The organism is Corallococcus sp. bb12-1 (assembly GCF_026626765.1).
In the GTDB taxonomy this organism is placed as follows: domain Bacteria; phylum Myxococcota; class Myxococcia; order Myxococcales; family Myxococcaceae; genus Corallococcus; species Corallococcus terminator.
In genome coordinates this window covers 151790-176373 of record NZ_JAPNJZ010000015.1, presented here as the reverse complement: position 1 = coordinate 176373, position 24584 = coordinate 151790, and the positions used below count along the sequence as shown (strand labels likewise).

Sequence of the window (24584 nt, the reverse complement as noted above, 5' to 3'; positions counted from 1 at the left end):
TTCTCCTACCGAGACCGCGCTGAAATCAGGGCACACCGCCCCATCGCGGTATCGCGGACAGCGACCTAGAGTCCGTTGGGGACCACGGTCACGGTGCCGGAGCCCCTGTTGGTCAGGATGAGATCGGGGTACCCATCCGCGTCCATGTCCGCGGTGGCGATGGCGTTGAGGCCAGGCGAGGCGCCGGTCGTGACGACGGTGCCAGAGGTGAAGCCTCCGTTGCCGTTGCCGGTCATCGGGCGGACGCCGCCCGAGGCCGCTGTCACGAGGATGTAGGCGTCGAGCTTGCCATCGCCGTTGAAGTCATCGGCCACGACGCCCAGCGCCGAGTTGGTGGCCGAAGTGGCCGAGGCGGTTGACTGAACGCCGCTCGCGAAGGTGCCGTTGCCGTTCCCTCTGAAGAAGAAGAGGAACCGGCCGGCCGCGCCGTTCGAGAGGATGTCGAGCGTGCCGTCGCCGTTGGCGTCGCCGAAGGCGATGCCCGCTGTAAAGCCGCCGGCGGAATTGCTGTAGGCGACGGCTGCGGCGAACGAGCCGTTGCCCTGGTTGATGAGGACCGACAGGCGTGCGCTGGCGGGGCTCGTCACCACGAGATCGGAGAAGCCATCGCTGTTCAGGTCACGGCAGGCGATGGTCGACTGCACGCCGCCGGTGTTCTGGATGCCGATGAACGTGGGCGCGCCGAAGTTGCCCGCGCCGGTGCCGAAGAGCACGCTCACCTGGCTCTGGGTCACGCTAGTAGTGGCGATGTCAGCCACCCCGTCGTTGTCGAAGTCCCCGGTGCAGAGGTGGACGGAGCCCGGGGTGCCCGTTGTGAAGCTCGTCGGCGCGCCGAAGGTCCCGGGCGCGCTCGAGCCCAGGTTCTTGTAGACGCTGATGTTTCCGTTGATGAGGGGCAGGTTCGTCTGGCCGTCGACGGTGACGGCGTCGAGCCACCCGTCGCCGTCCACGTCCACGGCCACGACCGCGTTGCTGGAGAGCGAGGCGCTCCCGTAGTTGACCTCCGACTGGACGCTGGCGTCGCCATTCCCCAGGAAGACGGAGAGGGAGCCAGCGGGAGTCTGGGTCGACTCGGATTCGGCGTTGGCCACCAGGATGTCGAGCTTGCCGTCGCCATTCACATCGGCGACCGCCGGGGCCAGCGGGCTGTGGTTCGCGGGGGAGCTGACCGGCGTGCCGGGGACCTGGCCGGTGGGGGCGGTCTGGCAGGTGGCGTTCGAGCAGATCTGGCCCGTCGAGCACACGATGCCGCAGGCGCCGCAACTGTCGGCGTCGCTCTGGAGGTTCACCTCGCAGCCGTCGGACGAGTTCGCGTTGCAGTCCGCGAGGGTGCCGGAGCAAGATTGGCAGTTGTTCCCCTCGTAGGTGGGCGCGCACTTGCAGGTGTAGCTACCCACGCCGTCGATGCAGGTGCCACCGTTCAGGCAGGGGCTTGCGGCGCACTCGTCGATGTTGGTGCAGGTCACGCCGTCGCCCTCGTACCCCGCATTGCAGGCGCAGGTGAAGGAGCCCCCGATGTTGGTGCAGGTGGCGTTTTCGTTGCAGTTGTCGGTACCGGCGGCGCACTCGTCGATGTCGGTACACACTGTCGGCTCTCCCGTGCAGGTGTAGCCCGGCTCCACCTGGCAGACGCTGTTGCAGCCGTCTCCGGAGAGCTGGTTGCCGTCGTCACAGGTTTCGGCTCCACCAATCACCCCGTCACCACAGAAGGGCCGGATGGACGTCTCCACCGCGTCCACCTGATAGATCCCGAACAACGCGCCCCGCAGGCGCACGTAGCGGTAGGGGTAGTTTCCGGGGTACCTCGCCACCGCGACATGGGTCCCCAGGCCCATGTGCAGCAGGCTGGAGCCGACGCGGGTCCCATCCGCCTTCAGGAAGTCCACCTGGGCCACCAGCACCGCCGCCAGGCCCTGGTAATAGACGCGCAGGTCTCCGGTGCCCTCCTCGCCCTGCCCCAGGTCCAGCACCAGCGCCGAGGTGAGCAGGCCCGGTATCGTTGCCCTCTGCCCGTCCGGTGCGCCCAGCGCCCTGCTCGGGTGGAGCACCGCCGGCGTGGTGCCCGGCGCCACCGCATCCGCATACAAGTCCCACGGCGGCGCGAGCTCCTGGCTCACCTGCGCCAACGCCTTGTCGCTTCCGGGCTCTGCCCCTTCGTCGAGGGGCTCCACACCGCAAGCGCCCAGCAATAACGCCAGTGTCGCCCCCAGCCCCCACGACAGCGAGGCATGTGTATGGCTTCTCATTGGATGGCTCCCCCCCCAGGAGCAGGATGAAGCCCGGAATGGGCCGTCCCCCTCATGGAATGCACGACACAATTCCTTGCACTCAACGGCTCGGCGCGCAATACGCGAATGGCAAACGTCATCCGGCCACCAGCCGACAAGCACTTGAGCGCCATCTACACAAAGTCCATGACATGTGTCTGCCCGTCTCAGCGAATCGACGGGGCTGGGAAAAAGGGCAGCGCACCTCCGAGCCGTTCCCCGAGGCGCTGCGTGCCTTCGCGGTGCGCTACGCGGAGCACGTCCAGGAGACAGGCGGGACGGTGGTGGAGGTGGCGCAGAGGCTGGGTGTGTCCGGGCCGACGCTCTACGAGTGGCGCAAAGGCAAGCCCGCGGGGCGAGCGCGTCCGAGATTCGCCGAGAAGAGCGCGGCCCTGGTTCCGGTGCGTGTCCGCGAGCATCCGGCAGTGGCTGGAGTGATGGGATTGCAGCCGGTGGTGCTGGTGTCGACGGGCGGCTGGCGAGTCGAGGGGCTCAGCGTGGAGGCCGCAGCGCAGTTGCTGGGGAGGCTGGAGTGCTGACGCTGACGCGTGCGGTGCGCGTCTTCGCGTATGCGGCCACTCCCGCCTTGGCTCCAGCGCTCTGCCCTCAACACGGCCTCCATCCCGCCGATGCGTCGTGCGGCTTCGCTGCATCGACATGATCGCCGTCGACAAGGAGGCATGCGCCGTCCTCGTGCCGGAGCAAGCCTCCGAGGAGCAGGGGCCCTTCACCATCTACCGCTACCGCGCGTCGGCGGAGAAGCCGCTGGAGTACGAGCGCGTGACGGACGCCGGCCTCCTCGCCCGGTTGCTCGCGGCCAGCAGGGCGTAGGCCACGAGCGCTGTCCCAGCCCCTGCCGCCGCCGAGGGACCGCGCTCCCCCGGCGCGTGGGGCGCAAGCACTACGCGATGGGAACCAGCCATGAAGGCAGGAGTGCGACGGACGCTTTTCCAAGCGCGAGCCGCAGGAGGTAGCACAGGCCGCTGTCCGGAGGAGGCAGCCCGGCCCGCTCCGCGCTCAAGCTGCAAGAGCGGGGCGTGCTGGACTTCCTGACGGACACGCTGCGCACGCACCGCCGGGGCCTGCCGCCACGCTCGCTGCTTCCACTCACGGAGGCGCTTCGGCTCGCGCACGCAGCATGAGCCGGTGAACGGTGACCGGACACGTTCGGGGAGACACGCGCCGCGAATCGCGTCCGGCGTCAGGGGGCGAGGTCCACGGTCTGGACCCGCTGGAACAGCTCGCCGTAGCGCCGCTCCTGGAAGGCCTGGACCAGCTCCGGATGACGGCCCTGTCGCAGGTCGCGCAGGTAGCGGTACTTGGCCGCGTGGTATCCGGCCACCACCCATGCGAGCTTCAGCGCCGTCCATCCGCCGCGCCACAGCGCACCATGCAGCAGGCCGTCCCGGATGACATGCGCGGGGCGCTGGAGCAGCGCGGGCTTGGACCTGCGACCCTCCGCGAGCGCCATGACCGCCCAGAGCAGCGCGTAGCGGTGCTCCTTGGCGGAGCGCAGGGAGAGGGACGTGGCGAACCGGTGCTCGATGGGCGCCTGAAGCCGCCCCGCGCGCATGCGCGGCAGCGCTTCGTGGACGATCATCTCCGGACGCCAGACCGCGACCTCCCTGCGAATGAGGCGCGCGCGCCACTCCGTGCGGTACAGGAAGCGATGGCCGTCCACCTCCGCCCAGTCGTGCCGGGGCAGGCGGTAGACGACTTCCTGGGGTTGGCTCTGCTTCCAGGCCCGGATGGCCTGGATGGCCTCCGCGTCCAGGTGCTCGTCCGAGTCGAGGAAGAAGACGTAGTCGGAGGGCTCCAGCGCCGCGATGGCCGCGGCCCTGGCGGCGCCATAGCCCGCCCAGGCCATGGACACGGAGCGTGCCCCCATCCGCCGGGCAATCTCCGTGGAGCCGTCCGTGGACAGGGAGTCCAGGGCGACGACCTCGTCGCAGACCGACAACAGGCCTTCCAGGCACCGGGGCAGGGTGTCCTGGTTGTTTCCGTGGATCACGAATCCGGCGAGTCTCACGCCTCCGCCACCTTTCCTCGCACGGACGGGCTGCATCTGCGTGCCGCGGGACTCTAGCCCACCCGCCTCCCGCCGGAAGGTCCTCGTGACACCGCGTGGCTAGGGTGCGCTCGCGGGCTCCAGGCCCACCCAGCTCATCACGGCATCATGGTCCGAGGCGTCCGACGGCACTTTGTAGGCGCGCGCCACCGGGAGCGGCGTCGAGAAGATGTAGTCGATCCGATCGGCGGAAGGGTTGCCCGCCGCGAACCACGCGTCCTGCAAGTCATTGCGCACGGGCTGCAGCTCCCAGGAGCCTTCGACGGCGTTGAGGTCGGCCATCAGGACCCTGGGACCCGGGTAGAGGTACCAGATAGACGCGCGCCTCGCGAATCCTTGAGCGTGGCGGCTTCGCGATCATCGGAAGCCAGCGGGAGGAAGGGATTGGACCTGGCGTCGAGCGCCGCGAAGACGTTCCAGGTGGAGCTGTCAGCTCCGCGTTGAGCCGTTCGTCGCGGTCGGCAGGGGGATGGACCGCGCGGGAATCGGGTGGATGCCTGCGGGGGCCCCAGGGGATGTCGCGGGCTGGGGCCCCCCGTACTCAGTTGCGCACCTTGCCCGTATACAGGCTGGTGTTGCCGTCCGACGGCACGATGCGCCTCGCCTCCCATTCAATGCTGGGGGTGGGTGCCCAGAAGGTGTTCCTGTTGCTTGAGTCCTCGTCGTCCGTGTGGATCACGCCCCTTGGCACGCCCGGCACCAGGAACTGTCCATCGAAGTCCGGGTCCACGAAGACGCCATAGGGGATGCCCAGATCCGGGAATGAATTCATGTGGCGCACCCCCTGATTGCGGGCGGCATTCGAATCCTTGCGGAACAGACAGAACTGCAGGTGGGTCCCATACTGGTCTTGTGCGTTCGGCCAGATGTTCTGGCTATTGGCATTGTGATTGGCGAAGTCCTCGTTGTCGAAAGACCGGTTGAAGGGCACCGCGCCCACCGGGCAGTTCTGATCCAGCTTGAGCACCGCGTAGTGATACTTGTAGCTCTCTGAGTCGGTGAGTCGGCGAAAGCGCGCGCCATCGACCTTGCAGAACTCCAGGCGGGTGTCGGAGCTGGACATGAAGGCCCCGATCCACGGGTTGGCCCAACTCGCGTTCCGACTGTTTTCATCGTCCATCAGGATGACGACGTGCTGACTGTTCGCGGGGCAGGCACCGGGCGATTCGGGAATGATGCCCACGTTGTCATCGTAGTAGTCCACGACGAGGGGCCCGCTGATGGGCTCGAAGTCCCGCCGGGTCAGGTAATACACGTACACCTCATCGAACGGGTAGACGTCCATGTCCACCAGGTCGAAGGTGTCGGGCATGAAGGGATGGCGCGCGGGATGACCGTACATGGCCACCACCCACTTTCCGTACTCGTTCTTCTCTGTTTCCGACAGCGTATTGAAGTCCCGGTCGTCGTGCCGTGCCTGCTTGTAGTGGATCCTGTCGATGACGAGCTTGCCCGTGGCGTTGGCCTTGAAGGTGACATTGCCCGCACCAAAGGCATTGAGCAGGAAGTCCTGGATATTGGTGCAGTAGCCCGTCGACATGTAGGCGCTGATCTGCCGCTTGAAGGGGATGTCCAGCCCGCCCCAGTTCACGTTGAGCATCGCGGTGCGAACGCTGACATTGTTGATGAGCGTGTTGAGCTCCTGGCCGCTGTTCGCGTCCAGCAACAGATAGCCCTTCGCGGCCACCACCTCCAGGGTCCAGCCCTGATTGAGGGCGTTGAGCATGTCATTGGTGTTGATGTTGTCGATGACCAGAGAGCCCTGGTAGCGGTTGTTCGTCGGACCCGAGCCCAGTTCGATCGTATTGGCGTCAATCTGGACGGCGCGCGCGAAGGTAAGGTCCGTGCCCGTACGGGGGTCGTGGGCCATGACCAGGAACTGAAGGTTCTTCACCTTCAGGTTGCGAGCATTGGTCGACAGGTTCTCAAGCACGTACGTGGTCCGGATGCGCCCGGCGTCCGCGTCATAGGTGGTGCTGGTGGTCGTGACGGTGGTGATGGTGTGGTTCACGTCGGAGACGATCTTCCGCACCGCCTCGTCCTTCAGGACGCGGGTGAAGCTCGTGGAGAAGTCGAAGTCGTTCTTCGAGTAGAACTTCATCGTCGACTTGCCAGTGAGGCCGCCGGCGAAGTCTCCCTTGAGCAGCTTGGCCAGATCCAAGGACGTCTCCGAGTCCGTGCTGGTACCGGTCTTGAAGGCGTAGGCGCTCTTGATCGCCTTGGTGTCGGTGGCGGTGTTCGTGCGGGTGTAGGAGTTGCTGTCTACGGTGGCCAGGGTGTTGGTCTGGGTCGTCCCGCCACTGACCTGGAGCGCCACGTCCGCCGTCAACGTGCCCGTGAAGCCCACGCCCAGCACGGGAAAGTCCGCCGTGAGGGGCCCAAGTGTGAGGGGAAATTCATCCGCGGCACCGACCAGTCCATCTCCGTCCCAGTCCGCGTCCGGCAGCGTGCAGACCCTCCGCAGCATCGAGCCTTCACCGCCCTGGACGATGGGGGCCGGGTACCCATGGGACGCGTACCACTGGAGGTTCTCCTGCTCGAGGATGGGCGCCAGCTGCGCCATGGAGAGGGCGGTGGGGAAGACCTGCACCTGGAAGTCGGTGGGGGGCGGGGGCGGGGGCGGCGGCGGTTCGTAGCACCACGAGTTCGGATCCGTCATGTCGCAGGGCTCGTAGCACCATGAATTCGGATTCGTCGTGTCGCACAGGTCGCACAGCTCCATGTTCGGATCACATGGGCACTGCGGCAGCCTGTAGGAATAGACGATGTCGCACTGCTCGATGGGGCGCACCCCGGCAGGCGAAAGCGACGGGTTGGACGCCGGAGCCGCCAATGGGAGCAAGAGCAGGGTGAGTCGTAGCGACCCACGCAAAAAAGGCAATTTCAAGGGGTAATACCTCATCAGGGCAGACGCCGGAGGTGAGAGGGGCGTCCGTTGGTCAGGGGGACCAAGAAGAGGCTAGCTAGCATTCAAGGCTTTTCCAAAAAAGCCTGCCTTGCCGTTATCAAGATGGATTGCGCGCACGCCTGTCTGCTTGGACCCTCCCCTCGCATTCCGACGGCCTCAAGGGACGCGAGGAGGGGCGCTCCGGAGCGATCCTCGTTCCTGGCCCGGCGCCCCGTCCCTGTTTCCATGGAGTTGCTCGGCGTGAAGAGGGAGGCCTGATCGACAGCACGACGCTCATCCCGTCGAGGCTTGCTTGCTCCCAGCGCAACCCCTCAGATTCGAGATGTTGCAATGATCGTTGCAATGATCATTGCCCCGCAGAGGACTGAACTCCTTGATGACGGCGACATGGCCATTGCCCCTCGCGACGGACGCGCTCGATTGCCTTCTCATGACCACCCGAGATGCCAATGAACGACCATGCTGCGGCGACCCTGGTGGACACGCTGAGCAAGATGATCAGGGCTGTGGCCATCGGAACAGTCCGCACGGCCAGCGGAGCCCTTCGCATGCTTCAACGAGAACAGCACCGGTCCGCCGACGTACGCCGCGAGGTGCTGTCGGCTCGCTCATCGATGGACAGACCCCGCACGGAAGTGGATGCGCCTCCAGGCAAGCAGCCCGTGCCCCCATTCCTCCGGGCGGGGTACGGCTCAACGCAGCTTGAGCACCACGCGGAAGCGGGCGTGGTTGCCCATCATCCGCTCATAGGCCTCGGTGGCGCGCTCGAGCGGGAACACTTCATTGCGGGAGCGCACGTCCGCGAGGGCGCTGAAGGCCATCGTGTCCTGCGAGTCCTGGGGGACGCCGCTCGGCCAGCCCTGGACGCGCTGCCGCTTCATGAGCAGTTGCATGCTGCTGACGGGGATGGGCTCGGCGCCCGCGCCCAGTAGCAACAGGGTGCCATTGCGTCCCAGGCCCCCCACCAGCTCGCCCGCGAGGCTGCTGCTGGATGCGGTCATCATGATGACGCGCGCCCCACCGAGCTTCTGGAGCGCCTGGGCCACCGGGCCCTGCTCCGTGTCGACGTACTCGTGCGCACCCAGCTCGAGCGCGAGCTGCCGCTTGTCCGCGCCCCGTGAGATGGCGGCGGTGCGGTAGCCCAGCTTGCGGGCATATTGGATGGCCAGGTGCCCGAGCCCGCCAATGCCTTGCACCGCCACCAGGTCCCCCGGCCGCACGTCCATGTGGCGCAGGGAGTTGAAGGTGGTGACACCCGCGCAGAGCAGGGGCGCGGCGTCCACGGAGCTCATTCCCTCGGGCACCCGGGCGAGGGCCTCCTGGGGCGCGACCATGTACTCCGCGTAGCCGCCGTCGTAGCTGATGCCACACACCTGCTGCACCTCGCAGGTGACGAAGTCGCCCTCTCGGCAGGCGGTGCATTGACCGCAGTGGCCTCCGTGCCAGCCCACGCCGACGTGCTGTCCCTCCTTCCACGCCGTCACCCCGGGGCCTATCCGGTCGATGCGGCCCGCCACCTCGTGGCCCGGGACCCGTGGATACTGGATGGGCATCCAGCCTTCCTTGGTGATGGCATCGCTGTGACAGACGCCGCAGGCCTCCACCGCGATGCGCACCTGTCCGGGACCCGGCTCGGGGACTTCCCGCTCGACGATTTCGAGCGGGCCCTTCGCCTGCCGCACCTGCACTGCCTTCATCTTCCTGGCCATCCGCGTCTCCGTGGGTATGAAGAACGCGGATAAGCTAAGGGCTCCTCGCGGGCCGCGATCAAGACCGCCAGGCAGGGGAACGGGCGGGAGGGCGGCTGGCGCCCCATGCCCAACGCCTCGTCCGACAAGCAAGCGTCCGCTTCATGCCAGAGACTTGGAAGCGGCCAGGGCTCTGCTGACTTTGAAGGCCCCGGAGGTTTTCAGGCAGGAGCCATTCGATGAGCGCAGCCAGGCCACCCTTTGGATCGCAAGTCTTCACACCAGCAGACACCGCGTTCGAGCAGCGCGTGCGCGACAGCTTCGCGCGCCAGCGCGTCATGAATACCCTGGGAGCGACGCTGACCTCTGTCTCGCCGGGCGAGGTCGTCATCGAGCTGCCATTCCGGGAAGACCTCACGCAGCAGCACGGGTACCTACACGCGGCCATCGTCACGGCCATCGTCGACAGCGCCTGTGGTTACGCCGCGTACTCCCTGATGCCCGTGGACGCCGCCGTCCTGACGGTGGAGTACAAGGTGAACTTTCTCGCGCCTGCCGCTGGCCGCAGGTTCGTCGCGTATGGGCGGGTGATGAAACCTGGCCGGACGCTCACGGTCACCACGGGCGAGGTGGTCGCGGAGACCGTGTCGGGCCTGAAGCCCGTCGCCACCATGCTCGCGACGATGATGGCGGTGAGCGGCCGGGAAGTCTCGGGCTGAAGCGTTTCAATGATGGGTGCGAGCCCGGGCTCCGACGCACCGGGGCCTGTGGGCGCACGCCGTGGCTACAGAATCTCCTCGAGGGCGCCCTTCCAACTGTAGTTCCCGGTCTCCTTGCCCGCGATGGAGCTCTTCACCGGGTCGATGTGGAGGGTCAGCACGCCCTCGTCGAGTGAGACCCGGGTCCCGTCCGTCGACAGTCGGCAGACTGTCTTGGTGACCGCCTCCTTCACCGCCGCCTTGCCATCCGCGGTGCCGCAGACTTCGACCAGGGTGCCCACGGCTGTCTGGCATGCGCTCTGGGTCCGGTCCTTCATCGGGTCGAAGGCGGGGTAGGTCGCCTTGTCGTAGCTGCTCTTCAAGGCCGACCCGCAGGCCTCGTTGACCGCGTCCTCCTTCCGCTTCAGTTCCTTGTCGTAGGCAGCCCAGCCGTTCTTCTGGGCCACGGTGAGCCGTGCGGGCTTCGAGGAGGACTCGTCGGCGATGGCGAGCGAGGCGAACAGGCACAGACACAAGGACGGAATGCGGAACATGGGGCTCCTGGTGGAAGCGGGCTGCGGCAGTGCGGCCCGCCGTTCATCCAGGGAATGGCCCCAGGGAATTCTTTTGCATTCTTTCTTGCGGAATCAGGGTGCGGTCGGGCCCTGGAGCCCAGGGGCAACGGGATGTGCGCCCGTGAGCGGTGTGAGATAGCGCGGTTCGACGGGGGGCACGCCCCCTGTGCCCTGCATCTTCTTGCCCGCGAACCACATCACGGCGCCCAGAAGGGTGAACATCATGTGCAGTACGCCGAGGGGCTTGAGCACCATCTGTCCCGCGCGCGTCTGCCCCGCCTGGACCCGGTCGATCTCCGGCTGGCGCTCCTCCTGGATCCGCTGGAAGACCGCTGCATCCAGCGGGCGCTCCGCCTGGAGGGCATCCAGCAGGTGGTTGGCGGCCACGAACGTGTCGCGCAGGGCGAGGTTCAATCCCTGTCCGCCCGACGGTGACATGGTGTGCGCCGCATCCCCGAGGAAGAGAACGCCCGGTGCGTGCCATTGGCGCACGCGGTCGACGACAATCTTCAACACCTGCCACTCGGTGTGTTCGTCGAGCTTGCGCTCCACGTGGGGCCGGAGCGTCTCCGGCAGCGTGGACAGCAGCCGCCGTCGCAGCTCCGGGAGGTCCTTGCGCAGCCGGTTGAGGTCGCCCGGCTCGCTGTAGGCGAGGTGCAGCCGGTGGCCCGTGGAGCGCTGGAATACGACGACGAGCCCCTTGCCGAACATGTGGACCTGGAGCGACTCGGGCAGTGCCTCCGGCGCGTCGGAGAGGTCGAAGCGCAGCCAGAGCGCGTCGGCGGTCGTAGCGAACTGTTCGGTCTCCAGGCCGCAGGACTTGCGCAGGTGGCTGTTGCGTCCGTTGCAGACGATGAAGAGGTCCCCGTCCACGCGGTCCTCCACGCCGTCGTGGCGGGTCTTCATCGCGACGACGCGCCCGTCTTCCTGGAGGGCGTCGAGCACGGTGGTGCCGAAGTCGAGGCGGTAGTGGGGATGACGCATGCACAGCCCGTGCAGCAGCGCGAGCATGCCCGGCTGCGACACCACGGCCCCGCGCTCCTGGGGGCCTGGCACGCGGACCGCGCGACGCTTGCCCACGTACATGCGGCGCTCGATGTCTGGCAATGCAAGCCCCCGTTCGAGCAGCGCGGAGAAGAGCCCTGCGCGTTCGAGCGCTTCGACGACCGGCGCCTGCAGGAGTTCGCCGCGGAACTCGCGTTCGAAGTCCGGGTGGCGCTCCAGGACGCGGACCGGAACGCCGTTCGACACGAGCTGGTAGGCGAGGAGCATTCCGGCGGGTCCACCACCGACGATGACGATGCGAGGAGGCTTCATGGCGGACCTTCTACCGGACTCCCGCTGGTTCCGATGCCACCCTGTTCGCGGCCTTCGACTGAGCCCGTCGCCATTTTCGTGACGGCGGAAAGCCCAGCAGCCCTTCCATATTGCTGGGCTTCTCGGGATGGAGGCGGAGGGAATCGAAGCCTCGTAGGCGGATTTGGTCCCTACTTGGAACACCGGCCGGCTACCCAACGTTCCCTCTGAGGAAGTAGGCGGCTTCCTGTCCGGGCGAGTCCAGGCCCGTCCATTGGATTTGGTTCTTTTTTGGTCCCTGCGGAGTGCCAAACCGGGCGAGGCGCAGCGCTAGATAGGCCCGATCGTCGCGCCAACTGTGAGCCGTAGTGCGGGACCGGCGCGCCGCTGTGGCCAGCATATAATCCCGATCTGCCCCTAGCCAGGGTCCCCGCCCTTGCCAAGTGACATCTCGGAGTCGTGGAGCCTGCCCGGTGCGACGTGAAAGCCACCCTCACCGAGTTACACCTCTCGCCTTGGAACCTGCTCCGCGCGCGGCATCGGCCGGTGCCCGCCCCGCGCATCACCTCGGACTGGGGCCGTGGAGCCCCCGGATGCGCGGTGGATGCCACCCGCGCAGAGCGCCGCTTCGGGTCGTGGGCGCCTGCCCAGTGTTCCGTGACATTCAGCGCCCGTACCGACTGTTACCTCGGATCCATTGCGGTTGCCTGGAGCGCATTGGCTAGGGGCCGCGCCGAGCATCACCCCGGGGCCGCGAATCTTGCCCAGTGCGAGGCGGAGGCAGGGCCCGCGCCGATCCCCCGACACCCTGGAGCCCGCCCAATGCGCAGCGGCCGGGGCTGATTCCGAGCGTTAAAGAATTATGGTCTACTCGTAGTGGTGTCACTCATTATGACGAGGAGCTAGAATTTGATGTGTGCTTCCAAGAAGAAAACCGCAGGGGGAAAGTCTTCAGTTGGTAAGAAGCCCATCCCGAAAAAATCTCGCGTCAAGAAGAAGGAGAATGGAGGTGACGAGGGGCCTACGGAGCGGAGAGCCGATGCGGAAATGAAAGCCGATGCCTTCAAGAAATGGCATGCCAAGGCGAGCAACGGAGATTGGCGGGCGGCAGCCACTGCTTTAGCCTATCAAGAGCCAATGGAATTCGGCCCTCCAGAGGACGTTACCCTTGATGACTTCGCAGGCTGGATGGAGGCGCCGCCGGAAGACGTGCGACGTTGGCTGAAGTTGCCCCAGGATGCTGTCTGGCCACCGAAGAATAGGGCAAATTTGTGAGCGGGCGCTCATGAACATCCCGAGCTTCGGACGCCTGACCATGGCGCCTCTTCATCTATCGATCTATCGGCGAGAGTCTCTTCTCGGCCGCCTAGTCTACTGACTGCTTCTGCTGAAATGGAAATTGTTGGCTTGGCTATCAATTACAGATTGGAAGTCGACCTTGAGCGATAAGAGAGAGCAGCCAATGGAATCAAAAGTGACGATTATTTCCAAGTCGAATGTAAAGAAGATAATTGAGAAATGGAGAGGTGGCGAATGGGAGTCAGAAGCGCTTAGATTGCGGCAAAATGCCGGTCTTTTTTTATTCAAAGACGATGCAGCAAAAGAAGTTGGGCGTCAGATACAGAAGGCCGTCGAGAGGGGGGAGGTGACTACCTCTGTTGAGTGGGGACTGATGGGGATAATGCTCTCGGATGGTGAAATATTCGGCATGGCGAAATTTGTCGATGCGTTTAGACCAAGCATCTATGCCGAGACATGCTTGGTGACGCTCTCGGAGGTGTTGGGGAGTTTATGTCGGGTGGTTACCCAGCATCCGAAAGTCGAGTCGGCATTGCGCAGACTGCTGTCGTTCAGCGTGTTTGTCGAATTGTATTCCGCTACGCGACTGGACGAAGCCAAGCTTGTAGAAAAGCTACGCGCTCAATCCGACACGGGTCTGAAAACGATGCTGGATCGGGCAGAGCTTGCATTTGTTCGACACTCTCGCGCCAGCAGGGATCCGACGAATGAAACTATCGAAGGATTAGACAGGGAGGACATCGCGAGTGGTGTTTCCTATGCAATCGAATCCTACAATAAAAAGTATGGACTGACTGGCGCAGAGTTCCGCCCTTTTGCCGAGTCAGATCCAGGGCAACTTGCGTTTGATTCTGAGATTGTCTTGGCTTTTCGGCTGAGCGAGTTGATGGGGATGGAGGCAAAAGTTTACAGGCAAGAATATATATGCCATATGGGGGATAACAGGGAATACCGTATTTTGCCTCCCAATGAGCGTTGGGGGATGGCCTTGTCGCTTGGGTATATTCGGAATGTGCAAGCGTGGTCTGGATTTGGAGCGGACGAGCCGGGGATTGGGAGATCTTTTGATGAGGAGTGCCGGAAATTCTTCGAGCATGTGGGTGGACGTTCTCTTGGTTTGGCCGGAACGCCAGGGCAAGAGAGGTTGATTTTCGCCCTTCCAGCGGAAGCCTGGAAAATTCTCGCGGACGAGTTGCTCCTGGTTGATGGCTATTACAAAGAGGAGATGGGGGAACTGGAGCGCGCATGCAATGAACTGCTGACGCCGCTGGATGAATTGCTCGCCTTGGAGGTCGAGCCGGGGTTGGTAATGCGCGACGTGATTCGCCTACAGCGTGTCTTCCGGTTTTCTGGAATAGTCCGAATGCTGGCGCTGGAGGCAGAAGGGATCTCAGAAGTCGTTGCGCGCAATTCGCTAATTGGCGCAATGAATGAAGAGATGCTTTGGGAACTCCTGCTTTCTGCTGGGATCGGTAGAGAAGTTGTCCAGGCTTTCTTGGATTTATTTTCCTGGGACGTAGAGAAGAAGGGTTATTTTGACATACAGTACCAGCCGATGATGAAGATCGGGAAGGTCTTTGCTTTTCCGTTTTTCATTCTGGGCATGTCAAATGTCATTAGGAATTGTCTTGTTCTTTCGGAAGCACGCGTTCATGGCGACAGCAAGGCAGAGAACCCGGTTGTCAAGATTTTGTCTGATGCCTTTGGCGGAGCACAAGTAGAACTAGGACGGGAGTTTAAGTACGAGTACGAGGAGGATGAGGGGGAGATTGATGTTTTGGTCAAGATCGGCAATTCGGTGTATGCCTTTGAGTGCAAGCATACGCTTCTTCCTTGTAGTGGTTTTGAGCAGAGGACCACATGGGACTATGTGGACACAGCCGCTCATCAATTGGATAGATTTAAAGTGGCTTGGGGCGATGACGAGTTTAGGAGGGAGGTCGGAAAGCGCTTGGGGTGGGACTGTGATTCTGCTGAATTGTCTACGTGCGTGGTGTTCGGCCATCGGCTTCTGGCTGGCGCCTCGTTCCGTGGACATCCAGTGCGACACTTAAGGGAGTTGGTTAATTTTGTTGGCTCCGGTGTCAGTGGGCTTTCTGTGGGGAGTGATGAGTTCTTAATCCCAATGAGAAGGCTTGGAAGGCTTGAGTCGTCTGATTTTGATAACTATCTCTCGGACGACAGCAAGATTTATTCTGTTTATTGGAATTCTTTCCTGGCGGTTGACTCTGTGTGGAATTTCGAGGAGGTTGCGCTCAAGGTTAGGAATTATGGGTTTAGTCCACTCAAGCAGTTGGCGAACGTTGAGGGATTGAGTTTAAGTCTTGCAAGGAAGATTCTTAAATCGGTGGATTGTCTTTTTGCTGCCGAGCGCGATTTGGACAAAGGGCGTGCGGCAGTGATGCGCTACGAGAGCTACAAAGAGCAGGCTAAACGTCATGTGCAAATGGCTGTGCGGGAGCTCAAAAGGAAGTATCCCATGGCGGACAAAGTCAGAAACTATGTTTTTGATTTGTGACTCTGGAATTTTGGTCGATCTGGGGGTTGGCGCTGTGTGCGGTCGGGATTGCTTGGCTAACAGCATTTGGCACTGCTTGATCAAATGCGAGAGGGACCGCGAGGCAGGGCGCGTGCGTCGACGTCGCGTAGGTAGAGCGGGAGGTTGCCATTGCTGCGCAGCAGCAGGTGTTGAAGTCGACGGCGCACCGGAGGCACCGTAACCGGTGAACGTCAAGGTAGTTGCCGCGTGAGAGGGTTTGGCCGATGCGCTTCAGTTCCTGCACTTGCGGTGAGGGGTTGAGGCGCACGGGGCCTGCTGGCGTCCAGTCGCGGGTGTCGCAGCTCCAGTGCTCGGGTGACGTGCGCGGGCGTGCTGGTACACTTGGTGACGCTGGGCGAGCAGCGCCGCTTCGCAGCCGAAGTGTCTGGCTGTGACAGGCTGCCCATCGGATCGCTCGCGGGTCACCCTCTCGTAACCGTCCGGCCAACGACGTGCCGTGAGGGATTGCCGGGGGAGCGGCGCGCGGCGGACGCTTCCATGCTGCTCTACAAGCGGTTGGAGACGGGCCGCTTCTGGCTGTCAGGGGCCGGGTCAACGGACCGCATCCGGGTCGGCCAAACGGATCGCGACTCCTGATCGCTCAGGACTGGCCGCTTGCCTTTCGTCTGCGCGCGGAGGGAGGGTCAAGGATGCAGAGTCATTCAGGTTTCGGCGGAGCCGCCCCTTGACGCTCCCGAGCACGCAGGCTGGTCGGACTGATCGGGACAGCGATCCGAGGAGGTGACCCACGAGCTACCCGATAGTGCGGCCCATGACACTCGATTATAACGAGCATGCGGCGCGCTTGCGTCAGCGAGCGTGCCGAACGCGGAGCGATCACACAGGAAGGCTTGGCATGGCGAGTATCCAGAGTCACCAGACGGCGCAGATCAAAGTTGAACGCACTGGCGAGGTTGTTGAAGTGACTTGCAGTGACCTGCCGTGGAATTCGGCGCAGGATGGAGAAGAAAGAGAGATGGGGTCGGAATTGATTCACTACGCAGAATTTGAATTCGACGGTGGGACGGCGGCTTGGGAGGTCTGGGAGTACCCCGCAGGGTGTTTCAATTACTCTGAGTCGAACGTCGAAGGTGGAACCCTGCTGCGGGATTTCAAGTTCTTGTTTGGCCCGTAATTGCTCACCACGCCCCTTGGTGCGCGTCCAAGCGGGCCACCGTCAATGTAGGCCTCGTGGCGAGTGCTGGGGCTCGTGGTACTGGGGCTTGTGGTGAGCGTCCAGGCCGGACGCGGGCCTCGTGGTGAGCGCTGGACCTCGTGGCCCCAGCAATAGGCCCCGCGCGACATCGAGCCAGAGTGCCCACCCGTGCCGAGCACCACCTCTGGACCGTGGCGCCTGCTGGGTGCGTGTTAGCAGCCACGGTCTACGCCGAGCACCACCTCGGCCCGCAGAGCCCTCCCGGCGCGCAGTGACAGCCCGCACCGGCACCGAGAACCACCTCGGAGCTGAGGAACATGCCCCTAAACCTCTTCAAACTTCGTTCCCGTGGCGCCTATGCGCTCAAGTGCGTCGCGGATTTCCTCTCGGACGATCAACGCGATGGGCCAGCCCCAGGCGCGGAAGACCTTCGCATCACCTGCCTGCGAAGCGTCAATCCGCATTCCCCAAACGTCTCGGTACTTTCCAACCTTCTCAGGGCGCCCGTCCTCCGGCGTCCACTTCTGAAATTCCTCGGTGGCCTTCTCGTCAATGCAGTGAATCAGCTTGGTGGCCACGAGAATGAAGAACTGTTCCGACTGGCCTTCAATCTCCACAGGCAGGGTTTGCACCTCCCCGGGCACGAGTTCCGAGAGCACGGAAGCCACGCGGGCGTGGACCACGGGGGCCGCGAACGCCGCGAGTGAGAAATCAAGCGCCCTGCCGGTCACAGTCACGGGGAGCTTCAAGGCGCCCAAGTCCGGGAGTCGTTGGCCCCGATAGAACATCCACGGGTCGTCCACCTCCCGACCTTGAGCATCTGTGGGAGTGCCGAGCAACCACCGGCCTGGAACAGTCATGTTGTCAGTCAACTTGAAGTACCGACTGGGCATGGGATTCATTGTGGCGCCGCATCTAGGTGCCCGTCACCAGCTTATTCAGCTTGGTGCCCGGAGTGGCAATCTGCTCCCCCAACCGGCCGAGTTCGGCTGTCAGCGCCTCACGGCATCGTTCCATGGTGCGGCATCCCTCGGTTGCGTCGGTCAGCCGCTCAAGAATTCGCTCGTGATAGGCCTGCGGGTGGGGCCCTTTGTGGCCCTTGACGTGGATGATGTTGGCCGGGTCGTCCAGCGACATGCCCGCCTTGTCGAAAATCTCCTGGAATCTGGGTGACCACGGGCCTTCATTGTTCGTGGATTTCCACCACTTGTTCGTGGCGATGTGGTGGTCGTGGCCCTCCGCGTCCACCGGGGCGGCAGCCGTGCCCCCCATGGCCCGTGCCGTCATGGCCACCGCATTGGGGGCCAGCGCCACCGTGACGGCCTCGCCCGTCACCGCCACCGCTCCGACTTCGCCCACGGCGGCAAGGCGGATGCCCGCGCGGCCCCCGGCCACCACCGCCGCCTGGGCGGAACCGGGCAACGTCGGCACCTTCGAGGCGAAGCCTGCGGCAGTGTTACCGACGGCCACCGTCGCCAGCAGCGCGAAGGCCCGCGCCGCGTTCCGGCCCATCACCTTGCCGTAGCCCTCACCCGCATCGCGGAGCTCGTCAAACGTGGTGGCCCGGTCCGCCTCTTCCACCAGCCGTTTGAAGCCCGCGATCAGCGTCCAGAAGGTGTCCACCCCGAGGTAGACAATGGCTGTCGCCGTCATCACGGCAGCCAGGCCCTTGCTCACGGGTTCGGGCACCGACCAGAGGACCAGATAGAAGGTCATGGTCCACAGCGCCGCCGAGAGCGCCGCGTGCGGGTCGGCCATGCCTTTGAAGGCATCCAGCATCTCTTCCAGGACCACACCTTGGGCCATGGCCATGGCCAGCGCATAGCGCCCGTCTCCGGTGACGGTGGGACTCTCCGCCAGCAAGTGCAGACAGTCGCCCTTGCGCCCGGTGCGCTCGCACCAACGCAGATATGCCCGCGTCAGCTCCACATCCGCGGGCGACATGTCGGAGGCCAGTGCAGCCCCCTCCATTGGCGTCATCTGCCGGGTGCGCGGATCGAAGAGGTACGTGCCGCCTCGGGCGTCCACTCCCATCAGGCGCCGCGCGGCCTGCTGGGGATTGGCCGGGAGCCTCACACCCCGTGCCAGCCTCGCCACGGCCGCTTTGAACTCGCGCCGCTCCACCTCCACCGGCCCGGCTTCGTTGTTGTGAGGCGTGAAGACGACTGGCGGCCCCTGGCCCGTTTCCAAGCGCACCACGCGCCCTGAGGCACAGCCTGTCAACCAAACCAGCAGGAGTAGCGCGACAGCGCGATGTACCCTCATCAAGCCCCCCAGCGGGAAAGAGCTTCATCCTCCAGGGCGAGGCAGGGCCACGGCCAGAACCCAGCGGATCGGGCCTCCCCGAGCGCCACCTCAGGGCGAGGCATCTGGGAGGTGCGCAGCGGCGGCCAGGGTCTATGCCGAGCACTACCTCTGGGCCGTGGCGCCTGCCGGTGCATGGTGGCCGCCAACGTCCGTGCCGAGCGCCACCTCGGGGCCGTTGAGCCTGCCCGCGCCGAGCACCACCTCGGGCTGAAGAGAGATGACCCGTGCCGAGCAACGCCTCGGAGCCGTGGTGCCCTCCCCGAATGGAGTGCTGCCAGCGTCCGCGCCGATCACTACCCGGGGGCCGTGGAGCCTGCCCGGTGCGCGGCGGATACTCGTGCCGAGCGCCACCTCGGCCTCCGTGGTGCCCCTCCGGTGCGCAATGATGGCCAGACCCAAGCCCCGGACCACCTCGGACGCGAAGCGCTGCGCCGAATCGGCCTATGAGGCAGGCCGAACAATGCAAAGCTCGCTATGAACACCGTATGCGCAGAGGCTGTTCGGCCCTACTCCGCCAACGGGAAGAAGAGGTGTCCAAGGGGATGAACCACCGTCAGGCGAAGAAGACAGGACGCGAGCCCAGTTGGCGCACTGGAGAGCGGGAGGCTTCACCTCTCTTTGTCAAAGGCGACCTTCGCGGAATTCGAGCGCATATTTCTGGAATGCCAACAAACATGGCTGCGCAATGCCAAGCCGGCGAAAGAGCGGCTTGTCATCAAGCGAAGGACGGCCGAAGACATTCTGATGGGCGGTCACGGACGCGAATGCACCTGGAACGAATTCAACCGGGCCCTGCGTCGCACCGAGAAACTGGGCCACGACAATCCAGGAAGGCGAGCGCACGTAGCGTGTCTTTTCGCATTGCCCCTCAAGCAATTTTCCAGTCAGTCCGAAAGGGTGCGGCGGAAGCTGGATGAGGCAGAGAGGCACCTGCTCTTTCTGCGTAAAGCCCACTCTGTGCGGAAGGAAAACTTAAAAGACATTCAACGCATCCGGCGGATGGTCGGCTGGGAGACAAGTGCCCCTCGGGCGCGCTAATCCCCTTCAGGTAAGTCCACGAGGGGTTCTCTCTATGAGCAGAGAGCCCTCCCTGTGTGTCTTACCGAATGGTCGCGGCAACATCCCGGAAGTGGAGTAGTGCCAGTGCCGGAGCTTCCGGTTGAACTTCAGGTTGGCCGGTACTATCTTGGGGCGCCCGGGCGAGACAATAAATCAGCGCCGCATCGGCGCGGTGCCTTAAGACAGCAAGCAACAGGGACGTTTTCTGTGAGTGGCAATGAACAGTTTTTGAGGTTTGAACTCACGTCAGACGAGTGTGTCCTCCTTCGGCTCGGCGACACAAGCCACACCCTCGGTCCAAGGGGAAGCGTCTGCGCTGAGATGGGGCGCTTCCTTGCGGAGGCGGGCGACGCTCTCGAACAGCATTTCCTCGGCCGGACGATTGAGGAGTGGGACCGCCAGTGGGAGCACGTAGGCCCTCTCACCGGCAACTTCTCTCAGCTGAATCGATCTGTGGGGCTTTATCGGGCGCTCCGCGAGAGGGAGGTCATGTATATCGGCAAAGCCTACGAACATGACAACGGAGGGCTCAGCAAGCGTCTTAGGGACTATACCCGACCTAGCAATAGCGGCCGTAAATACGGCGCGGGACCGATAATGTTTGACTGTCGAGATTAACTGACAATCGATGTCTTGGTTACAGGAGGAGACGTTGACGCAGCAACTGCTGCCATTCAGATGGAGCCCTTGTTCATCGCACGATACAACCCACCCTGGAATCTGGTTGGCCGACGGCAGGCCTCTCAAGAGAGTTAGTTCCAAGAGAGGGGCTCACTGCCAATAGCAAGAATCCTTCGTGGAGTTACCTGAAGAGGATTAGTACTACGTGGCCACTTCCAACGGCATCGGAGGAGGACTTCGCGCTCGGATTTTACGACCGCCCTCCGGGAGTCGGTGAGCGTCAAGGTAGTTGTCGCATGAAAGGGTTCAGCCGATGCGCTTCAGTTCCTGTCCTTCCGGTGAGGGGTTGAGGCGCACGGGGCCCGCGGGCGTCCAGTCGCGCGTGTCGCGGCTCCATCGCTCGGGGTGACGTGCGCGAGCACGCAGGTACACCTGGTGGCGCTGGGCGAGCAGGGCTGCGTCGAGGCCGAAGTGCCTGGCTTCCGGCGTGACGAAGCGGATGGCGGAGTGCCGGTGCTCGGTGTTGTACCAGGTGACGAAACGCGCCACCCACGTGTGCGCATCCTGCGTCGAGGCGAAGGCTCGCTGGGGGAAGCAGGGGCGGTACTTCAGCGTGCGGAAGAGGGCCTCGGAGAAGGCGTTGTCGTCCGAGACGCGAGGCCTGCTGAAGGAAGGGGCCACGCCCAGCCATTGCAGCGTGGCCAGCATCGTGGCGCCTTTCATGGGGCCGCCGTTGTCCGAATGCAGCACCAAGCCCTCGGGGCAGCCCGCCTCGTGCCAGCTGTCGCGGATGAGGGCCGCGGCATGCGCGGAGGACTCCTCCTCGTGGACGCGCCAGCCCATGATGCGGCGGCTGAAGACGTCCACCACGAGGTAGAGGTAGAGGAAGCAGCCCTTCACCGGGCCCTTCAAGTAGGTGATGTCCCAGCTCCACACCTGGCAGGGGGCGCTGGCCGTGTGCTCGGCCTTGGGGCGCGGCGTGGGCGGCTTCGCGGGGCCCCGGTGGGCCAACTGGCCCGCTGCGCGCAGCACCCGGTAGAAGCTCGCCTCGCTGGCCACGTACTCACCCCGGTCGGCGAGTCTCGGCACCAGCTGCTTGGGCGAGACGTCGCGGAACTCCTCGCTGTTGGCCACCGCCAGCATGCGGCGCTTCTCCGCCTCCGAGAGGCGGTTGGCGGGCCGGGTGCGCGGACCGCACCGCCCATCCTGCGCGGTGGCCGGCTTGCTCCAGCGTTGAATGGTGCGCGGAGCCACCCCGAGCCGCTCGCAGACGGCCTCCAGCCGCACGCCCTGCTGGAGGGCCTCCTGCACGTGGGCGAGCGTCATTTCTCGCGCCTCTCGTCCGCTGCGTCGTCCTCGTCGTCCAGGTGTCGCTCGTCCCAGCCCGTCGCCTGGAGTTTTTTTTCGAGCACCAGCAGCGCCGCCGTCTCCGCCAGCGCCTTCTCCTTGCGGCGCAGCTCGCGCTCCAGCTCCTTCACCCGCTTCTCCGCCGCCGCCAACCGCCTGCGCTCCTTGGCCGGCAGGGCTTCCGTGGCCGCACCCGCGAGGGCCTGCTGCCACTCCTTCAGCTTCTCCTCGTGCAGCCCCTCGCGGCGCAGCAGCACCCCCAACGCCTCGCCTGCGAGCCCCTGGGCCGCCACCAGCACGCGCAGCTTCTCCTCCGGCGTCCACTTCTTCGGTCCAGACGGCGGGGCGGGCTTTTCCTCGGGCGGGGGCGTCATCGCCGCCAACTTATTCGCCTCCCGCAACCACTGCGACAATGTCGGCTGCGACACGCCCACCTGGCGAGCCAACGCGGCGGCACTCACCGCGCCCGGGCCCACCATCCGCTTCACCAACTGCGCCTTGAATCCATCCGTGTACGGCACTGCGTCCTGCCTGCTCTCGCCCCCAAGGCGTGGTCATCCCGGCCGCTCAGCCGAGGCGACAACTTCCCTGACACAGGGGGGAGTGACCAAGCCCAATTAGACGCTGAGAAGAAGTGGCCGCCGCTTTTCGCGTCCTCGGGTGACCTCAACGATGATTGTCGGTGAGGGGAGTGGCCTCCACCGTGGCTTGTCTCCGGATGACCATCTCCGCAACCCACGGGTCTGTGTCGTTCACGGCGCCCTCGGGGGTGAATAGGTAGCCAGCCGCCTTCGCACGAAGGAATTTTGCGTCCCGCAGGCCGGCCAGCGCGCTATGCAGCGGCTTCTTGAGTGGCGTCGCCAGCTTGAGCCGTCCGCGCAGCTCCGGGTTGACTGATTGGACGTTGACCTCCCGCCGGGGGTTGAAGCCGTAAAGCACATATGCACACTGCTTCAGCAGCGTGACGGTGCTCGCGTCCGTGTCCGCGAACTTCGCCAGGAACGATGGCATCAGGCACAGGTTTGCGAGGTTCGTGTATAAGAACGCATCGCGTGCTTCGCCGTTCCCTCCGTAAATGTGCGAGAGCTGGGTGCTTCCCTGGTCTCGTGTATCGGTCATTGCTGCCCGGAAGACGTAGTCGGGCGGGAAGTTGTCGCTGACGAAGTCGCCGTCGGCGGCGACCGTGTTCTTCCGCTCGGGGCTCGTCAGCCGCCGCGCACGCACGATGGGCAGCCCTTTGGTCTGGGCGACCACGTCCGGGTGCAGGAAGTACGTCGAATCAAGAACCGCGCGCCGAACCGGGTTCGGCTCCTCGGGTCCGTAGTACTTCCACAGCACCGTGAGGAGAAAGCTGCTGCCTTCGATGACCATGGGGTCATCAGTGTGCCAGAAGGCCACCCAAGCTCAACGCCCACTCGCCCGGAACCTGTCAACGCTCGCGCGCCTCCATGTGGGCCGTCGCGCATGTGACCGGGTAGTATTAGGCGCTTGCAACTCCTGCGCGCCGGGCGCGGGCTCCACGAATTCAAAGCGACGTGGAGCCCACCCCAGGGGGCTGGCCGTTGAGAGGCAGTCTCATGCCGGGCTTGGTTCCGTCGTGATGAAGTCTTGATGCCTCAAACTCTTTGGGCCTTCCTCATCCTCGGCCATCGCTTGGCCAGCTCCTCGCAGTGCCGCTTGAATCTCCTGCGAAGCCATCCTGGCGGTGTAACTCCCTCGCGCGCGCAGCACCTTCGCCAAATCGTCTTGCAGCGTCAGCGCGGACATATGCCGTTCTGCCGGGTTGCGCCGCAGCAGCTTACGGAAGACAGCCCGGGTGGGCTCTGAAAACGTTTGTGTTGCCGCTTCTACATCGGCCGGAGTGAAGGTGGCCGCACGTAATATTGTCTCCTCCGGATCCACCCCGCGCCATGCGTTCCTCATCCGTGCGATGGCACTGCGCAGCGGCTCCGTTTCCCCTTCCGGGACCAACACCCATAAATCCTTTGGCAGCAGTCTGTAGGCAGTGAGCAGGTGTTTGCCGGTGGCGAACTCCAACAGCACCATTCCCAGCGTGAACAAGTCCGAGCGCGCGTCCTCGGGCTGGCCTAGCAATGCCTCTGGAGAAGCCCAAAAGACTTCGCCCCGGGTGCCGGGACGCCGGGTGGTGCGCTGGCCGGGGAGGCGTGCGGACGCTACGCCAAAGTCCGTCAATTTGACCTGTCCATCGAAGGTCACGCGGATGCGTGTCGGGTCAATCGCCCGGTGGACGATTTTCAGTGGATCCCCCTGCGCACTCCGGCAGGTGTGCGCGTGCGCCAGGGCCCCCGCGATCTTGGCCCCGACATACAGCATGAAGGATTCGGGGAAGTAGCTCCCCCGCGCTGCCGCGACGTCAAGGAGTGTATTCAGCGAGAAGCCGGCGACAGCTTCCGTAATGACAAACAGAGTGCCCTTGGCTTTGTGCGCTCCATGGACGCAGGCGATGTTCGGGTGTCGGAGGAAGGTGGCCAACTGGATCTCTTCCTCCAGTCGCTTGCGTGCCTCCTTCCACACTGCCGCAGAGTCAGACAGCGGCAGCGCTTTGAGGATGACTCGGCGGACCACCTTGTCCTTGACGCGCTGGAGGGCCGACAGGACGCGCTCGCCATGATGGCCGGGGCCCAGGTCTTCCAGCATTTCGTAAGAGGCACCCTTGAGCGAAAAGAGCACCAGTCCTTCGGGAAACAGGGAAGTACCAGAGTACGGCATGGGGCCATCTCCTTGCGGGTGAGCGG

General features: G+C 64.2%; 19 protein-coding genes. 6 read left to right on the top strand and 13 right to left on the bottom strand.

Annotation, left to right across the window (positions count from 1 at the left end; all coding sequences use genetic code 11):
* Nucleotides 1-65 precede the first annotated feature (65 nt).
* The gene (locus tag OV208_RS17925; RefSeq protein ID WP_267575050.1) at nt 66-2246 is read right to left on the bottom strand and encodes an FG-GAP-like repeat-containing protein; all 2181 of its coding nucleotides are present in this window, start codon (nt 2244-2246) and stop codon (nt 66-68) included.
* A 173-nt stretch (nt 2247-2419) separates the two neighbouring features.
* Here OV208_RS17925 and OV208_RS17920 point away from each other — a divergent pair, with 173 nt between their 5' ends.
* Together OV208_RS17920 and OV208_RS17915 are read left to right on the top strand one after the other, a co-directional pair.
* The gene (locus OV208_RS17920; RefSeq protein ID WP_267575049.1) at nt 2420-2806 is read left to right on the top strand and encodes a transposase; all 387 of its coding nucleotides are present in this window, start codon (nt 2420-2422) and stop codon (nt 2804-2806) included.
* 97 nt (nt 2807-2903) lie between these two features.
* Nucleotides 2904-3098 (top strand): hypothetical protein, encoded by a 195-nt coding sequence (locus tag OV208_RS17915; RefSeq protein ID WP_267575048.1) that lies wholly within the window; start codon nt 2904-2906, stop codon nt 3096-3098.
* Between the two features lie 370 nt (nt 3099-3468).
* On the opposite strand, the gene OV208_RS17905 is transcribed toward OV208_RS17915, so the two are convergent.
* From OV208_RS17905 to OV208_RS17890, 4 genes are all read right to left on the bottom strand, one after another.
* A complete protein-coding gene (locus OV208_RS17905) occupies nt 3469-4296 on the bottom strand; it encodes a glycosyltransferase (RefSeq protein WP_267575047.1) in 828 nt (275 codons plus the stop codon).
* 99 nt (nt 4297-4395) lie between these two features.
* On the bottom strand, nt 4396-4650 hold the full coding sequence (locus OV208_RS17900; RefSeq protein ID WP_324291393.1) for an endonuclease/exonuclease/phosphatase family protein: 255 nt from the start codon (nt 4648-4650) through the stop codon (nt 4396-4398).
* Between the two features lie 226 nt (nt 4651-4876).
* Nucleotides 4877-7177 carry a hypothetical protein gene (locus OV208_RS17895; RefSeq protein WP_267575045.1) on the bottom strand — a complete coding sequence of 767 codons (2301 nt, stop codon included), beginning with the start codon at nt 7175-7177 and terminating at the stop codon, nt 4877-4879.
* 758 nt (nt 7178-7935) lie between these two features.
* Nucleotides 7936-8952 carry an alcohol dehydrogenase gene (locus tag OV208_RS17890; protein WP_267575044.1) on the bottom strand — a complete coding sequence of 339 codons (1017 nt, stop codon included), beginning with the start codon at nt 8950-8952 and terminating at the stop codon, nt 7936-7938.
* 218 nt (nt 8953-9170) lie between these two features.
* Between OV208_RS17890 and OV208_RS17885 the strand changes: the two genes are divergently transcribed.
* Entirely contained in the window at nt 9171-9650 is a 480-nt protein-coding gene (locus OV208_RS17885; protein WP_267575043.1) for a PaaI family thioesterase, read from the top strand.
* A 65-nt stretch (nt 9651-9715) separates the two neighbouring features.
* Here OV208_RS17885 and OV208_RS17880 read toward each other — a convergent pair whose 3' ends face one another.
* Both OV208_RS17880 and OV208_RS17875 read right to left on the bottom strand, forming a co-directional pair.
* A complete protein-coding gene (locus OV208_RS17880; protein WP_267575042.1) occupies nt 9716-10183 on the bottom strand; it encodes a hypothetical protein in 468 nt (155 codons plus the stop codon).
* Between the two features lie 93 nt (nt 10184-10276).
* Entirely contained in the window at nt 10277-11521 is a 1245-nt protein-coding gene (locus OV208_RS17875) for an FAD-dependent monooxygenase (RefSeq protein WP_267575041.1), read from the bottom strand.
* Nucleotides 11522-12412: 891 nt separating this feature from the next.
* Here OV208_RS17875 and OV208_RS17870 point away from each other — a divergent pair.
* The 3 genes from OV208_RS17870 to OV208_RS17860 all read left to right on the top strand — a co-directional run bounded on the left by OV208_RS17870 (nt 12413) and on the right by OV208_RS17860 (nt 16473).
* Nucleotides 12413-12775, top strand: coding sequence for a hypothetical protein (locus OV208_RS17870; protein ID WP_267575040.1), 363 nt, complete (start codon nt 12413-12415; stop codon nt 12773-12775).
* A gap of 163 nt (nt 12776-12938) precedes the next feature.
* Complete coding sequence (locus OV208_RS17865) at nt 12939-15317, top strand: hypothetical protein (RefSeq protein ID WP_267575039.1); 2379 nt, start codon at nt 12939-12941, stop codon at nt 15315-15317.
* Between the two features lie 877 nt (nt 15318-16194).
* Complete coding sequence (locus tag OV208_RS17860) at nt 16195-16473, top strand: hypothetical protein (protein WP_267575038.1); 279 nt, start codon at nt 16195-16197, stop codon at nt 16471-16473.
* Nucleotides 16474-16817: 344 nt separating this feature from the next.
* Here the strand turns inward: OV208_RS17860 and OV208_RS17855 are convergent, their stop codons facing one another.
* The 6 genes from OV208_RS17855 to OV208_RS17830 all read right to left on the bottom strand — a co-directional run bounded on the left by OV208_RS17855 (nt 16818) and on the right by OV208_RS17830 (nt 24558).
* Nucleotides 16818-17396, bottom strand: coding sequence for an imm11 family protein (locus OV208_RS17855; protein ID WP_324291391.1), 579 nt, complete (start codon nt 17394-17396; stop codon nt 16818-16820).
* A gap of 13 nt (nt 17397-17409) precedes the next feature.
* Nucleotides 17410-18693, bottom strand: coding sequence for an AHH domain-containing protein (locus tag OV208_RS17850; RefSeq protein WP_324291390.1), 1284 nt, complete (start codon nt 18691-18693; stop codon nt 17410-17412).
* Between the two features lie 729 nt (nt 18694-19422).
* A complete protein-coding gene (locus OV208_RS17845; protein ID WP_267575036.1) occupies nt 19423-19620 on the bottom strand; it encodes a hypothetical protein in 198 nt (65 codons plus the stop codon).
* Between the two features lie 1167 nt (nt 19621-20787).
* Nucleotides 20788-22349 (bottom strand): IS3 family transposase gene (locus OV208_RS17840; protein WP_267575035.1). Its coding sequence is split into 2 segments (ribosomal slippage): nt 20788-21887 and nt 21887-22349, totalling 1563 coding nucleotides; the frame shifts between segments, so codons are not numbered across the junction.
* A 145-nt stretch (nt 22350-22494) separates the two neighbouring features.
* Nucleotides 22495-23199 carry a hypothetical protein gene (locus OV208_RS17835; RefSeq protein ID WP_267575034.1) on the bottom strand — a complete coding sequence of 235 codons (705 nt, stop codon included), beginning with the start codon at nt 23197-23199 and terminating at the stop codon, nt 22495-22497.
* 204 nt (nt 23200-23403) lie between these two features.
* A complete protein-coding gene (locus OV208_RS17830) occupies nt 23404-24558 on the bottom strand; it encodes a protein kinase domain-containing protein (RefSeq protein WP_267575033.1) in 1155 nt (384 codons plus the stop codon).
* Nucleotides 24559-24584: the final 26 nt, after the last annotated feature.

Bases quoted from the DNA above. Each gene is read 5' to 3' on its own strand.
- OV208_RS17855 (WP_324291391.1), bottom strand. From the start codon at position 17,396: ATGAATCCCATGCCCAGTCGGTACTTCAAGTTGACTGACAACATGACT.
- OV208_RS17830 (WP_267575033.1), bottom strand. From the start codon at position 24,558: ATGCCGTACTCTGGTACTTCCCTGTTTCCCGAAGGACTGGTGCTCTTT.
- OV208_RS17860 (WP_267575038.1), top strand. From the start codon at position 16,195: ATGGCGAGTATCCAGAGTCACCAGACGGCGCAGATCAAAGTTGAACGC.
- OV208_RS17885 (WP_267575043.1), top strand. From the start codon at position 9,171: ATGAGCGCAGCCAGGCCACCCTTTGGATCGCAAGTCTTCACACCAGCA.
- OV208_RS17870 (WP_267575040.1), top strand. From the start codon at position 12,413: ATGTGTGCTTCCAAGAAGAAAACCGCAGGGGGAAAGTCTTCAGTTGGT.
- OV208_RS17835 (WP_267575034.1), bottom strand. From the start codon at position 23,199: ATGGTCATCGAAGGCAGCAGCTTTCTCCTCACGGTGCTGTGGAAGTAC.
- OV208_RS17875 (WP_267575041.1), bottom strand. From the start codon at position 11,521: ATGAAGCCTCCTCGCATCGTCATCGTCGGTGGTGGACCCGCCGGAATG.
- OV208_RS17920 (WP_267575049.1), top strand. From the start codon at position 2,420: ATGTGTCTGCCCGTCTCAGCGAATCGACGGGGCTGGGAAAAAGGGCAG.
- OV208_RS17925 (WP_267575050.1), bottom strand. From the start codon at position 2,246: ATGAGAAGCCATACACATGCCTCGCTGTCGTGGGGGCTGGGGGCGACA.
- OV208_RS17880 (WP_267575042.1), bottom strand. From the start codon at position 10,183: ATGTTCCGCATTCCGTCCTTGTGTCTGTGCCTGTTCGCCTCGCTCGCC.
- OV208_RS17890 (WP_267575044.1), bottom strand. From the start codon at position 8,952: ATGGCCAGGAAGATGAAGGCAGTGCAGGTGCGGCAGGCGAAGGGCCCG.